We start from the raw sequence: 13154 nt of genomic DNA, 5'->3' as shown, positions 1-13154 counted from the left end.
CAGGCCACCCCAGCCCGCCCGCAACCGCGTGCCCCGACCCCAACCCGGCGCCGTGCACCACCAGCCCGCCCTTCCGACACGAGTGCACCGGGCGACCCCGTGGCCGCCCGGTGCACGGCGCAGCGCGCGGTGCGCGCCCGCTTCACCCGCTCTGGTACGGGATGGCCTGGAGCGCCGTGTCGGGCTCCACGTAGGTGCCCTCCGGCAAGTCCTCCAGAGCCGCCAGGCAAGCAGGCGGAGCGCCCTGCGCCACCAGCTTCTCGTGGATCTGCTGCTTGGTCGCCGGGTAGTCCACACCGGACAGCAGGCGCAGCAGCTCACCGCGCGGCGGGCCGCTCATGAGCCACCCCCTTCGCCCACCGAACGCTCTTCCCGGACAACCCCGTCGGTTCCGTGCACGAAGAGCTTCCCGCCGCCGTCGGCCAGCAGGCGGTCCCTGGCGTAGTCGACCGCACCGCCCTGCGTCGTGGTGCGGTGCTCGCTCGAGCCGGGGTCGGGGCCGGTCACCACCCAGCCGCCTTCGGCGTCGTCGCTCGGCCTGACGTGTCGTTCACCCATGGCGTTGGCACCTTCGCATCGGGTCCCTACGGCCACGGGCGTACCCGGCCACCGCCCGCGGTAAGCGGCGAGCCCGGGTCACTCCACCGATGCGTGCGAACGCGCACGGTTGCGGCGGCGGGCGATGCGGCCGGTGCGACGCCGGCCGGGTCGCTGCCACTGGGGTCCGCGCGGTGGACGCACCACCGCCTTGTCCGCCACCGGCGGCAGGTCCACCGACGGCGACGCGGGGTGCACCGCCGCCAGCCGCGCCCACTTCTGCTGCCGAGGCAGGTCGCGCCGTTCCTTCATCCACGAGAACAGCGCCCAGGCGCCCGCGGTCGCGGCGACCGTGACGGCCCCGGCGACCTGCAGGGCGTGCCCGGCTCCGGCGGTCTCCGACATCCAGCCCAGCAGCGGCCCGCCGACCGCGCCCGAGGCGGCGGTGACCATCCCCTTGGCGGCCAGCACGCGGCCGCGCATGTCCTCGTCGGAGTCGAGCTGGATGCGCGTGCTGGTGGCGGTGTCGAGCACGACCGCGCCGACGGCGATGGGGAACACCGCGACCGCGAAGGTCCACAGGTCGGGCGCCGCACCGCTGAACGCCTGCAGGACGCTGGTGCCCAGCGCCATCGCGAGCACCAGGTGCAGGGTCAGCTCCTGACGGGAGGCGGCCACGAACCCGCCGACGATGGTGCCCGCGGCGAACACGACCGACAGCGTGCTGTAGCCGGCCGCGCCCGCGTGCAGCGGCCCCTGGCTCATCGCGGCCATGGTCACCTGGTAGTTGCGGCCGAGGCTGGAGAGCACGAACGTCAGCGCGAACAGCACGATCAGCGGCCGGTGCCCGCACACGTAGCGGACCCCTGCCCGCACGCCGGCCCGCTCGGGCGGGCTGGAGGCGATGGGGTGGATCCCTTCCGGCCGCACGCGGGCCAGCGCGAACAGCACCGCCCCGAAGCTCAGCGCGTTGATCAGGAACAGCACCGGAACGCCGGTCACGGCCACGAGCGCGCCCGCCAGCCCCATGCCCAGGATCCGGCCGCCCGAACTGAGGATCGAACCCAGGCCCAGCGCGTTGCTCAGGTCCTCGCGGGTGACCAGCTGCGAGCCGAAGCGCCCCAGCGCCGGCCCGTCGAAGACCGAGACCACACCGCCGGCCAGCGCGATCGCGTAGACGGCGCCGAGCGGGCCGTCGGCCCACGCCACCCCGGCCAGCACCAGCGCGAGCACGCCGTGCAGCGCCTGCGTCACGTACAGCACCCGCTGCGCGGGCCACCGGTCGGCCAGCGCGCCCGCCCACGAGGCGAGCAGCACGCCCGGAAGTGCCTGGAACAGAAGGGAAAGCCCGAGCAGGCCGGGCGATCCGGTCTTGGTGAGCACGAACCAGTTGAGCCCGAGGTTCTGCATCCACGCACCGGTCACGGACACGAAGTCCGCGGTGGCCCACCGCCGGTAGTCGGGGTATCTGAGCGCGCGGAACGCGCTGGCGGGCGAGGAGCGCACGGCGGTGCGGCCTTTCACGTCGGGGTTCGGGGCCCGCGACCTGCGTGCGCACCTGGATCGCCACGTGGGCAACGCATCGGGGGAGGTGGTCGCGGGAGCACCTCGGCGGGCGCTGGGCCCGCCGGCTGGCACCCGACCACATTGGCACCGGAAACCGAGACGCGAACACCCTTTGTGTTCGTCCTCTCAGGATTCCAGGCCCGTCACCCACGCTGGAAACCGGAACTGACTACGCAGAGTCAGCGCACTGCCGTGGCGTTCGGTATGGGCGCGAGCGGCCGCGTTCGCAGGGGTTCGGTGCGCGGCGCTCACGCCCGGCTCAGGGCTTTCCGCGACGGGGCCGCTGGGAAACCCCACCAGGCGGGTCCGGCGGGGTCCGCGGACCGGTGTGCAGCAACGGATCGCGCCCTCCGCCGCCTGCTACACCGCTGGTCCGCGCTGTCGACGTCCAACGGCGAACCGTGCTCGCCGCCTTCGCGCATGCCTGCCTGAAGGTCATCTTCGCCTCCTCGGCGCTGTCAGGGCTTCGGCGTTGCGGGGCCGTGGTCTGGCCTTGACCTGCCCACTCGCCTGATTCCCTTGCGGCCCAGCGGCAAAACTCGTCGCCGGTCCCCCTGCGAAGTGCGCGCGGAGGCATACCCTCGAAACGTGCGCGAGGAGTTCCACGGGCAGTTGGAGCGGCTGGGCGGCGAGCTGACCGGCATGTGCGGGCTCGCCGCGGAATCCATGCGCCGGGCCACCCGGGCGCTGCTGGAGGCCGACCTGGAGCTTTCCGAGCGCGTCATCGCCGACGACGTCGAGCTCGACGAGGCGGGCGAGCGGTGCGAGGAGCACGCGAGCACGCTGCTCGCGACGCAGGCGCCCGTGGCCACCGAGCTGCGCACCGTGCTGGCCACGATCTACTGCGCGGTCAAGGTCGAACGCATGGGCGACCTGGCCGCCCACGTCGCCGAGATCGCCCGCCGCGCCCACCCCGCACCCGCCGTCCCGCCCGAGCTCCTCGACCGGGTGCGCGAGATGGCCGGGCTCGACATCGACATGGCCACCCGGCTCGCGGCGCTGGTGTCCGGGGAGGGCGCCGAAGGCGGCTTCGACGAGCTCCGGCACACCGACGACGCGGTCGACGCGCTGCACGCCGAGCTGCTCGACGCCGCTACCGGCGCCGAGTGGACGCACGGCGTCGCGGCGGCGATCAACCTCGCCCTGCTCGCCCGTTTCTACGAGCGCTTCGCCGACCAGGCGGTGTCGGTCGCCCGGCGCCTGGAGTTCGCCGCGACCGGCACCCTGCCGGGGTGACCGCCGGTCCCGCCGGTGCCTGCTTTCTGATCGGGAGCGGGTACCCCTGCTGCCGACCAGGCGTGTCCGTCCGGCGTACCCGCCGTTACCGCCGAGGAGGTGCGAAGTGGTGGGCAGGTTCGTGTTCGCGGCGTACCTCGTCGCGGGTCTGGTCTACTTCGCCGCCGTCAGCGCGGTGCACCCCTGATGGGCGCGCCGGCGCGGAGCCTGCGCAACAACGGCCTGAGCATCGCCTTCGGCGTGCTGTTCCTGGCCGCGCTCGCCGGGCAGGCGCTCGCGGGCCACGCGGAATTCAACGAGGAGCAGTCGTCGCACGGGCTGCCCGGGATCGGGCTGGGCTCCTACCTGATGTCCTCGCAGTTCGCCGTCGACGTCGTGGAGAACTGGCGGTCGGAGTACCTGCAGTTCTTCCTCTACGTCTACGCCACGGTCTGGCTGCTGCAACTCGGGTCGCCGGAGTCCAAGCCCGCCGAACGGATGGGCGACGAGACCGACCCCGAGCAGGAGGTCGGGCGGTGGTCCCGGCGGCGGTCACCGCCCTCGGCCCGGGCCCGCGGGGCGCGCCGGAAGCTCTTCTCCGTGTCGCTGGGCCTGGTGATGGGCACGATCTTCCTCGCTTCCTGGGGAGTGCAGGCGTGGTCGGGCTGGTCGGCCTACAACTACCAGCAGGTCGAGCAGCACCACCGGGCCTCGGTCGGCTTCGCGGAGTACCTGACCAGTGGTGACTTCTGGAGCCGGACGTCGCAGAACTGGCAGTCGGAGTTCCTCGCGGTCGGTTCGATGGCCGTGTTCAGCGTGTACCTCAGGCAGCGCGGTTCTCCGGAGTCGAAACCGGTCGGTGCGCCGCATTCGGCCACCGAGGAATCGGGTTAGCCGCCTCCCCGTCCGGTCGGGATTAGACAGCCGGACGCGCGGGTAACCGACCGGCAGAGTTGGGTGGTGAGATTTCGGTGGTTGTTCAACGGCAGCCCGAATCGGGTCCCCTCTTCGAGCAGGATTGGGAGGGGCTCGTGGCGGCCGCGGAAGACGCGGGCCGTCGCGCCGCGCACGAACTGGCGGATAGCCGGGATCCGCGCGAACTGGCGGCGGCAGGCGAAGTCGAATTGCGAGTGGGGCCGAGCGAGAGCCCTGTAGCGGGGTGGTTGCTGCGTACCGGACGAGGACGCCCCGACGACAGCGGGAGCGGAATCCTCGTCGACTTCGCAGTGAGGCCCGATGAGCTAGGTCCGGGGACTTCGGCCGAACAGAAGGCGCGGTCTCCGCTGGTTCGCGAAACCTATGCGCGGGCGTATTGCGCCGTTCTCGCCGAGGAAGCCGGAGCGGTGGCGGAAACGCACGTCGTAGAAGGCGGCGGCGACCGCGAACCGCCCGTTCAGGCGACCGCCGGATGACACCCCGACGCGCTCGTGGAAGGAGATGCGCACGATGCCGCAAGCGTGGAACCGAAAGCAGGAACGCCAGTACGAGCACATCAAGGAGTCGACCAAGGAGCGCGGGTCCAGCGAGCGGCGCGCCGAGGAGATCGCCGCCCGCACGGTGAACAAGGACCGCGCGCAGCAGGGGCAGTCGCGCCAGCAGAGCAAGACCTCGACGCAGGACATCCCGCCGCAGCGCAGGGGAGGCATCCGGTCGGGCAACCGCACCGGCCCCGGCGGGCGGACCAAGCAGCAGCTCTACGAGGACGCCAGGCGCCAGAACGTGAAGGGCCGCTCCAAGATGACGAAGCAGGAGTTGGAGAAGGCGGTCAGCAACCGCTAGGAGCGCTGCAGATCGCGTAGCGGTGCGGGGTGGGGCCCGCACCGCTATGGAATGCGCGCTTCCTGTCGCAGTCGCGAGTGGAACAGCGGGAATGCACCGCAACCAGCGCGAAATCCAAGGGCAGCATTGACAAACCAATGCATCACAACATGACGAACCAGCGCATCACGACGGGGTGGGGTCGGCACGGACGTGCCGACCCCACCCCGGGATCACGCTGCGAGAGCTGCTATTCCTTGTTCTTCTTCGTACCGGTGACCGCGTCCTTCAGCTTCTCACCGGCCTGCTTCAGGCTGCCCTTGGCCTGTTCTGCCTTACCCTCGGCCTGGAGCTGCTCGGTGTCGGTGACGTCTCCGAGCTTCTCCTTGGCCCGGCCCTTGAGTTCTTCGGCCTTGTGGTCGGCCTTGTCCTCGTTGGCCATCACGTGTGCCTCCTCGAATCGGCTCAGCCATGGGATACCCTCTTCGGTTCATCCTCATGCACCGGTGGGCGGCGAATTCGTGTCCACCGGCTCGGGATCGGGTAGTACCGGTTTCGCCGACCGGCGGGGTGCCGGAAGTCGTGACGGAAAGGGGCGCAGTTGAACCAGGACCGGGAAAGCTCGCAGAACTCCGGCGGAACCGACCAGGTCCTCGGACTGGTCACGGACCCGGACATGCCGACCCAGGTCGGTTCCCGTCTGAAGGACCGGCTGGCCGAGTGGCTGGGGGAGCGCACCGGCCGCAAGTGGGTGGTCGAGGTCGTGTCGCACCCGGTGACCGCGGGCGAGTTCGACAGCGAACGCATCCTCGAGGACCTGGAGCGCTTCCGCGACCGGCACGGGTGGGGCTACGCGATCTGCCTGACCGACCTGCCGCTGCTGCTGGAGAAGGGGCCGCTGCTGGCCGACGCGAGCATCCGGCGCCGCGCGGCGCTGGTCTCGCTGCCCGCGCTCGGTGCCCTTAACCCGTACCGGAGCATGCTGCGCATCCTGACGCGGCTGCTCGACGACCTCGTGGAGGCCGAGGGCACGGGCAGGACGATCGGCCGGCTGGCGCCCGTGCGCCGCACGGTGCCGGAAAACCAGCGCGTTGACGCCCGCTACGTGACGACGCGCGTTCGCGGCTGGGTCCGGCTGGTGGCGGGCATGGTGCGCGGCAACCGCCCGTGGCAGCTGCTGTGGGGGCTCTCCAGCGCGCTGGCCGCCGCGCTGGCCGCCGCCGGCTTCGGGCTGTTCACCTCGACGGTCTGGCAGATCGGCGACGTGCTGAGCCCCTGGCGGGCGGCCGGTGCCATGCTGTTCTCCCTGACGCTGATGACCGTCTGGCTGATCGCCGCGCACGGGCTCTGGGAGCGCGTCGGCGAAGGCGTGCGCGACCGGCGCGTGGCGCTGCTCTACAACACCTCGACGGTGGCGACCCTGACGCTGGGCGTGGCCTGCCTCTACGGCCTGGTGTACGTGGTCAGCTTCGTCGCGGCCATCAGCCTGATAGACCCGAGCGTGCTGGCGAACATGGTCGGGCACCCGGCGGGCCCGGCCACCTACGCCCGGCTGGCCTGGATGGTCGCCACGATGGCGATCATCGCCGGATCGCTCGGTTCGAGCCTGGAAACCGACGCCGCGGTCCGCCAGGCCGCCTACGGCTACCGGGAGGAGCAGCGCCGAGCGCGGCACGCCGAGGAGTCCGAGCGCGCCGACGAGTCCGGGAGGACCGAGCGCGCCGAGACGTGAACCGCCCCGGACCGTCACTGCTTGCGGATGCGCAAGGGGAGCAGGAACCACAGCGCCAGGAACAGGAAGCCGACACCGGCCCCGATGGCCGCCGTCCCCCATCCCGGCCCGAGGACTACGATCCCGATCAGCAGCACCGTGCCGGTCATCGACGCCGCCAGCAGGGCCAGGCCGCCCAGCGCGCACCAGTTGGCCGCGCGGATGATCTCCTCCCGCCGCCGCTTGCGGAACAGCACCCGGTGCCACGCCGCCGGTGCGATGAGCAGCGCGGCCGCGCAGGTGGCGAGCAGGACGGTCACGATGTGCAGGCCGTGGGCGAAGCTCCCGGCGCTCGCGAAGCGCTCCATGAACGCCACCGTGAGCAGGAAAGCGAAGAGGATCTGGACGCCGGCCTGGGCGACGCGCAGCTCCTGCAGCAGCTCGCTGAGGTTGCGGGTGAGCCGCGTGTGCCTGGATTCGTCCGGCCGAGTCATGTTGACCTCCCACCGCCTGCCCGGTCCACGGGGGACGCGCGGAACCGCCGCCGCCCGCTGCGGCGCGCGATCCGTGCCGGCGGTCGATTTCCCCGGCGTGGTGCGGAAATCCGATCATCGCACTCGAACGGGCGCTGTCAACCCCGCTCGTGGACCATCCGGTTCGGCCGGAAACCCACGGGACCGGATACGGGGCCTCCGCCGCCACGGCCGTGCAGGGCCGTTTGCAGGGCAGGTGGCGGGGTACTTCTGAAGGCAGAGGGGGCAACGGGGGAAATTCGCAGACGCGACCAGCGACCGGTCGGCACCGACACCCGCGGCACGCGGGAGAGGTGACGCGTCGGCGCCGCGGGCCCGCCTGCGGGGTCAGGGGGTCGACATGAGCACAGCCAGCCTGGTCACCATCGTCATCGTGGTCCTCGTCGTGCTGCTGGTGCTGCTGGTCCTGGCGATCGGCTACGTGCTGTGGCAACGGCGCACGGCACGGCTCCGGGAGCGGTTCGGACCCGAATACTCGCGCACCGTCGAGGAATCCGGCGGACGCCGCAAGGCGGAGGCGGACCTGCGCGAGCGGGAGAAGCGGCACGACAGGCTCGAGCTCCGCCCGGTGTCCGACGAGGCCGCGCGGCGCTACCGCGCGGACTGGGACGCGATCCAGCGCAGGTTCGTCGACGAACCCGGTGGTGCGGTCGAGGAAGCCGACGTGCTCGTGGTGCGCATCATGCGCGACCGCGGCTACCCGGTCGACGACTTCGACCAGCGCGCCGACGACGTGTCGGTGGACCATCCCGAGGTGGCGCAGCACTACCGGGCCGCTCACGGGGTGGCGGTCGAACACCAACACGGGAAGGCCGGCACCGAGCAGCTGCGCGGGGCCGTCACGTCGTACCGCTCGCTGGTCGACGCACTGCTGGAGGACGGCGCGGGAGGACAGCGGCGGCAGTGAGCGGGCAAGGCCGGAACTCGCATCCGAAGGAGCAGGTCATGACCAGCAACGAAGAGAACCCGCAGCGGCCCGACCAGACGCGGCAGGAGTCCGGCCAGGAGCAGCCGACGACGGCGACGCGGGACCGCGGTTCCGAGTCCGCGGGAAGCGCCGGCTGGACAACGACCGGACCGGGCGCCACCGGGGCGGAGGGCTCGTCGCAGCAGGAGAGCGGCGGAATGCGGAGCACCGCGACGCCCGCCGGCGGCGAGGCGGACGGTCGCCCTCAGGAGGGCGGTGAAGCCCACCTGATGCCCACCGAGGTCGCACAGGACATGCGTGCGCGGTGGGATGCGGTGCAAGGAGCCTTCGTGGATGATCCCCGCCGCGCGGTCAACGACGCGGACAACATGGTTTCCGATGTCCTGCAACGGCTTTCGGCCACCTTCGAGACGCAGCACAAGGAGCTCGAGGGCCAGTGGAAGAACGGCGAGCCCTCCACCGACGACCTCCGGACGGCGTTCCACCGCTACCGGAGCTTCTTCAACCGGCTGCTGGAGGTGTGAACCGGTCGCGTGGTCCGGGCGGTGCCGGGAGTGCACCGCCCGGACCACGCACGCGCCGTTCAGTGTTCGGCGTCCTTGCGCTCCATGTCGGTCCCGATGAAGCGCTCCGAACGCCGCTTGCGGTACCACGGCACCGCACCCGCGCCGACCGCGACCACGAAGCCGACCAGCGCCAGCCCCGCGTGCAGGAACATCTCGGCGGGGTCCAGCCGGAACCACGTCGTGGTCTTGTCGGCGGTGCTCTGCGCGGTGCCGTAGAGGAAAAGCGCGGTGAACGCGGCGAACATGAACAGCGACCACCGCAGCATGCCCGTGTGGTTGGTCGCGAAACCCATCGACAACGCGCCCACTACGACCAGCAGGACGCTGTGGCCGGAGTTCAACCGCAGGAAGAGGACGTCGGCCTCGTTGTCCAGCCCCAGCCCGGGACCCGTGCCGAGCGCGACCAGCCCGGCGGTGCCGAAGCCCACCAGGACCAGGCCCACCGCGGCCAGCACCAGCCGCCAGGCCATCGACGCGCGGTACGGCGATGGGGATGGCATCGTCACCTCCGTCCACAGCGGACCGCGTCTCCCGGGTCACCTGCGATCGTCGCGCGAGGGCAGGAACTCCTGCACCTTCGACTTCACGCCCTCCCGGACGACCGACCAGGCGGCCGGGTCGCCCTTGACCAGCGAGGCGGCCACGTTGTTCATCTGCTCCAGGTCGGCGTGCGGCGGGATCGGCGGCACCGACGGGTCGGTCACGAACTCCAGCACGCACGGCCGGTCCGAGCTCAGCGCCTGCTCCCACGCCGAACGCGTCCGGCCCGGGGCGTCGACGCGGATGCCGCGCAGGCCGGTCAGCTCGGCGAACTCGGCGTAGCCGAAGTCGGGGAGCTGCTGCGAGGGCAGGAACTGCGGCGCCCCGCCCATCGCCCTCAGCTCCCAGGTGACCTGGTTCAGGTCGCGGTTGTTGAGCACCGCGACCACCACCCGCGGGTCCGACCACTCCCGCCAGTGCGCGGCGATCGTGATCAGCTCGTTGATCCCGTTCATCTGCATCGCGCCGTCGCCGACGAGCGCGAACACCGGCCGGTCTGGGTGGGCGAACTTCGCGCCGGTCGCGTACGGCACGCCCGGGCCCATCGTCGCCAGGGTGCCCGAAAGCGAGCCGCGCATGTTCCCGCGCATCTTCAGGTGCCGCGCGTACCAGTTGGCCGCCGACCCCGAGTCCGCGGTGATGATCGCGTTGTCGGGCAGCAGCGGGGAGAGGTCGGCGAAGACCTTCTCGGGGTTGACCGGGTCGGCCTCGACCTCGGCGCGCCGGTCCATGACCTCCCACCAGCCGCGCACGTTCTCCTCGACCGTCTCCCGCCAGCCGCGGTCCTCGTTGTACCGCAGCATCGGCAGGAGCTCGCGCAACGTGTACTTGGCGTCACCGAGCAGGTGGACGTCGAAGGGGTAGCGCATGCCGATCAGCGTCGGGTCGATGTCGATCTGCACCGCCCGCGCGTCGCCGAACTCCGGCAAGAACTGGCTGTAGGGGAAGCTCGAGCCGATCATCAGCAGCGTGTCACAGTCGCGCATCAGCTCGTACGACGGCCTGGTTCCCAGCAGACCGGCGGAGCCGGTGACGTAGGGCAGCTCGTCGGACAGGACGTCCTTGCCCAGCAGCGCCTTCGCGACCCCGGCGCCCAGCTTGTCGGCGACTCCGGTGACTTCGTCGGCGGCGTCGTGCGCGCCCTGGCCGACCATGATCGCCACCTTGCGCCCGGCGTTGAGCACCTCCGCCGCACGCTCCAGGTCCTCGCGCGGCGACACCGACACCGTCCGCGGCGAGCCGAGGCTGGAGGGCACCATCTTGAACTCGTGCTTCGGCGGCGTGTACTCCAGCTCCTGCACGTCGCCGGGGATGATCACGGCGGTGACCGTGCGGCGCGCCTCGGCGGTCCGGATGGCGCGGTCGAGCACGTTGGGCAGCTGCTCGGGGACGGTCACCATCTGCACGTAGTCGCCGGCGACGTCCTTGTAGAGCGACAGCAGGTCGATCTCCTGCTGGTAGGCGCCGCCGAGGGACGAGCGGCCCTGCTGCCCGATGATCGCGACCACCGGCACGTGGTCGAGCTTGGCGTCGTAGAGACCGTTGAGCAGGTGGATCGCGCCGGGACCCGACGTCGCGGCGCAAACCCCCAGCCGCCCGGAGAACTTCGCGTACCCGACGGCTTCGAACGCTGCCAGCTCCTCGTGCCGGGCCTGCACGAACCGCGGCTGGTCGTCCGCCCGCTCCCAGGCCGCGAGCAGGCCGTTGATCCCGTCACCGGCGTAGGAGAAGACGGTGTCCACGCCCCACTCGCGCAGTCGCGCCAGGACGTGGTCCGCTACCAGCTGGGCCATCAGCACACCTCAATCGGGTCGACACCCACGTACACCCACAAGCCAACTACCCCGTGAGCGCCGCCCGACAAACGTCAAGTTCGCCGGAGGTGTCGGCCGTCGTGTTCCGCGCGCCCGGCCGACGTTCGCTGGCGGCTGAGTGTGGACGCGAGGGTTCCGGTCCCTGTGAGGGGCTCTAGCGCTCGTCCGGCGGAGAATTCGGCGCGCCCGCCACGTGCTGGTCCCCGCCGCCGGTGCTCCCCGAATGCGGTCCGCGCGGGCTCCCGTCCTCGGAGTCGGTTCCCGCTTCCTCGATCAGCTTCTGCAACGCCTCGGCGAACTCCTGGAGCCGGCCGTCCTCGGTGAGCTGCCTGGCCTGCTCCAGCGTCAGGTCGTCCCGGTCGACGCACCGGATGCTGACCCGCGTCGGGCCGGGCTCGCCGTGCACGTCGGTGCGGAACAGCCGCACGGTGATCCGGCCGACGCTGATGGCCTTGCCGAAGTGGATCACCACGGAGGAGTCCAGCTGCTCGTATATGCGCTCTTCGAGTTCGGTGTCCTTGCACCATGCGGGGTGCCGGAGCCCGCTTGCGGCCATCGCGATCACCCGTCCCTCCGCGTCGTGGCCGAACTGCTCCGATTATGCGTCACGCGAGGTCCATTCAGTTCCGCGCGCACACGGGGGCATCCCAGGTTGGGCCCGCTGGTGTTGAGCGCTCGAAAGCCGATTCGAATGGCCGAGCGCTGTTGTTCCCGCGGGCACTGTGTTCTTGCGGGACTGCTGCTTCGTATACGGACTGCTGATGCTTGCGGGAACTGTGTTCCTGCGGGACTTCTCTTTCGCGCAGGGGTTTCTGGTTTCTGCGGGAACTGCTGTTTCTAACTGCCCTGCCAGTCGTCCCAGTCGTCGCGCTCCTCGTCCTCGGCGCTCTGAACCGCGTTCGACTGCGGCTTCTCCTCGGTCCGGCCGTCGCGGCCCGCCGCGGGCTGTTCGCTTTCGCTGTCGGCCCGGCTCGGCTCGCGCGGCTCGGTGCCGCCGACGTCCGTGGGGCCTTCGGCCGGTTCGGAGGGGTGTTCCCGAGGTGGATCCTGTTCGCGCATCGCCACGCCCTCTGCTCAGTGGCGCGGGACCATAGCGGCCTCGCACGCCGGGACAGCGACCGGTTCCTGCGCACGACGATACGCCGAGAACACCTGCTCGCGCCCCCTGCGACGGGACCCCCGAACGCACGCTGAGCGGCCGCCGGTGCGCGAATGCCCGGGACGGGGGAGTGCGATGCCTCCCGGAGCTGATTTCGTGGGGCGCAGAGGAGCGCTCCCCCGGCTCCGCCTCCAGGAGAGCGCCTCAGCGCCGCCAGAGCGCCATCTCCGCCCGCGACGCCGCCTCAGGACCACGTCAGCTGGTCCGGCACCACCGGCCGGCCGGGAGGTTCCGCCTGCTGTCCCGGTTGCCGCTGCTCCGCTCCGCCTTGCGGCTGCTTGGCTCCGCGCTCCGCTGCGCCTTCTCCCTGCTCCGTTCCGCCGTCGCGTGGGGCCGGGATGTGCTCGGGCACCGCACGCATGTGCAGGCAGTAGTCCGCGGTGCTGGCCGAGCCCTGCCACCAGGCGAGCGACGCCCAGAACTCGGTGACCTGCGCCGCCATCTCCGCCGAGCCGGTCCACCGGTAGCCCGGGAGGCGGTCCAACAGCAGCCGGAGCGCCTGGGTGAGCAGCCCGCGGTGCTCGCGGGCGGCCGGATCGACCCGGATGCCTTCCACGGTGGCCAGCTCGCAGTGCACGCAGGTCCACAGGTCGATCGTGCCGATGTGCCGGCCGTCGAGGCCGATCTCGACGGTGCGCGGACCGGAGGTCCGCAGGTCGGGGAGACGCAGTTCGAGGTAGGCCATGGGTTCCTCTGCTTCCAGACGTTCATTGCCGGGGGTTCGTACGTGGCCGGCGGACAGCTTCCGGATGTCCACGCCGTACTCCCAGGAGATTCCGAAGTGCCTCCTGCGGAGTCGCGGTGGACCAGGTTCGCGCGGTCCCGGC

General features: G+C 71.3%; 17 protein-coding genes. 7 read left to right on the top strand and 10 right to left on the bottom strand.

All coding sequences use genetic code 11. The features are described 5' to 3' along the window. Positions 1–142: 142 nt before the first annotated feature. From SACE_RS26655 to SACE_RS26645, 3 genes are all read right to left on the bottom strand, one after another. The gene (locus SACE_RS26655; RefSeq protein ID WP_009944679.1) at positions 143–340 is read right to left on the bottom strand and encodes a DUF2795 domain-containing protein; all 198 of its coding nucleotides are present in this window, start codon (positions 338–340) and stop codon (positions 143–145) included. After that, positions 337–558: a DUF2188 domain-containing protein gene (locus SACE_RS26650; protein ID WP_009944680.1), complete on the bottom strand. Its 222-nt coding sequence runs from the start codon at positions 556–558 to the stop codon at positions 337–339. Before SACE_RS26650 ends, SACE_RS26655 begins: the two co-directional genes overlap by 4 nt. A gap of 78 nt (positions 559–636) precedes the next feature. After that, entirely contained in the window at positions 637–2061 is a 1425-nt protein-coding gene (locus tag SACE_RS26645; protein ID WP_009944681.1) for an MFS transporter, read from the bottom strand. A gap of 630 nt (positions 2062–2691) precedes the next feature. Between SACE_RS26645 and SACE_RS26640 the strand changes: the two genes are divergently transcribed. From SACE_RS26640 to SACE_RS26625, 4 genes are all read left to right on the top strand, one after another. Beyond that, positions 2692–3339, top strand: coding sequence for a phosphate signaling complex PhoU family protein (locus SACE_RS26640; RefSeq protein ID WP_011874760.1), 648 nt, complete (start codon positions 2692–2694; stop codon positions 3337–3339). Between the two features lie 186 nt (positions 3340–3525). After that, positions 3526–4212, top strand: a complete 687-nt coding sequence (locus SACE_RS26635) for a DUF6766 family protein (RefSeq protein WP_009944684.1) — start codon at positions 3526–3528, stop codon at positions 4210–4212. 137 nt (positions 4213–4349) lie between these two features. Next, complete coding sequence (locus tag SACE_RS37990; RefSeq protein ID WP_162131624.1) at positions 4350–4730, top strand: hypothetical protein; 381 nt, start codon at positions 4350–4352, stop codon at positions 4728–4730. 34 nt (positions 4731–4764) lie between these two features. Next, the gene (locus SACE_RS26625; protein WP_009944686.1) at positions 4765–5097 is read left to right on the top strand and encodes a hypothetical protein; all 333 of its coding nucleotides are present in this window, start codon (positions 4765–4767) and stop codon (positions 5095–5097) included. 229 nt (positions 5098–5326) lie between these two features. On the opposite strand, the gene SACE_RS26620 is transcribed toward SACE_RS26625, so the two are convergent. Further along, entirely contained in the window at positions 5327–5518 is a 192-nt protein-coding gene (locus tag SACE_RS26620; RefSeq protein ID WP_009944687.1) for a CsbD family protein, read from the bottom strand. Positions 5519–5677: 159 nt separating this feature from the next. Here SACE_RS26620 and SACE_RS26615 point away from each other — a divergent pair, with 159 nt between their 5' ends. Beyond that, on the top strand, positions 5678–6808 hold the full coding sequence (locus SACE_RS26615) for a hypothetical protein (protein ID WP_009944688.1): 1131 nt from the start codon (positions 5678–5680) through the stop codon (positions 6806–6808). 14 nt (positions 6809–6822) lie between these two features. Here SACE_RS26615 and SACE_RS26610 read toward each other — a convergent pair whose 3' ends face one another. After that, positions 6823–7281 carry a DUF6328 family protein gene (locus SACE_RS26610; protein ID WP_009944689.1) on the bottom strand — a complete coding sequence of 153 codons (459 nt, stop codon included), beginning with the start codon at positions 7279–7281 and terminating at the stop codon, positions 6823–6825. A 379-nt stretch (positions 7282–7660) separates the two neighbouring features. Between SACE_RS26610 and SACE_RS26605 the strand changes: the two genes are divergently transcribed. Both SACE_RS26605 and SACE_RS26600 read left to right on the top strand, forming a co-directional pair. Next, complete coding sequence (locus tag SACE_RS26605) at positions 7661–8227, top strand: hypothetical protein (protein ID WP_009944691.1); 567 nt, start codon at positions 7661–7663, stop codon at positions 8225–8227. Between the two features lie 38 nt (positions 8228–8265). Then, the gene (locus SACE_RS26600) at positions 8266–8772 is read left to right on the top strand and encodes a hypothetical protein (RefSeq protein WP_011874758.1); all 507 of its coding nucleotides are present in this window, start codon (positions 8266–8268) and stop codon (positions 8770–8772) included. A 59-nt stretch (positions 8773–8831) separates the two neighbouring features. Here the strand turns inward: SACE_RS26600 and SACE_RS26595 are convergent, their stop codons facing one another. The 5 genes from SACE_RS26595 to SACE_RS26575 all read right to left on the bottom strand — a co-directional run bounded on the left by SACE_RS26595 (position 8832) and on the right by SACE_RS26575 (position 13012). Next, positions 8832–9314, bottom strand: a complete 483-nt coding sequence (locus SACE_RS26595) for a DUF4383 domain-containing protein (RefSeq protein ID WP_011874757.1) — start codon at positions 9312–9314, stop codon at positions 8832–8834. A 36-nt stretch (positions 9315–9350) separates the two neighbouring features. Continuing rightward, the gene (locus SACE_RS26590; protein ID WP_009944694.1) at positions 9351–11147 is read right to left on the bottom strand and encodes a thiamine pyrophosphate-requiring protein; all 1797 of its coding nucleotides are present in this window, start codon (positions 11145–11147) and stop codon (positions 9351–9353) included. 175 nt (positions 11148–11322) lie between these two features. Then, positions 11323–11724, bottom strand: coding sequence for a hypothetical protein (locus tag SACE_RS26585; protein WP_011874756.1), 402 nt, complete (start codon positions 11722–11724; stop codon positions 11323–11325). 281 nt (positions 11725–12005) lie between these two features. Beyond that, positions 12006–12227 (bottom strand): hypothetical protein, encoded by a 222-nt coding sequence (locus SACE_RS26580; RefSeq protein WP_011874755.1) that lies wholly within the window; start codon positions 12225–12227, stop codon positions 12006–12008. A gap of 284 nt (positions 12228–12511) precedes the next feature. Further along, complete coding sequence (locus SACE_RS26575; protein ID WP_009944698.1) at positions 12512–13012, bottom strand: hypothetical protein; 501 nt, start codon at positions 13010–13012, stop codon at positions 12512–12514. Positions 13013–13154 lie beyond the last annotated feature (142 nt).

This window comes from Saccharopolyspora erythraea NRRL 2338, from assembly GCF_000062885.1.
Taxonomy (GTDB): Bacteria; Actinomycetota; Actinomycetes; order Mycobacteriales; family Pseudonocardiaceae; genus Saccharopolyspora_D; species Saccharopolyspora_D erythraea.
Note: the sequence above shows the minus strand (reverse complement) of the source record. Positions and strands in the feature narration are given on the sequence as shown.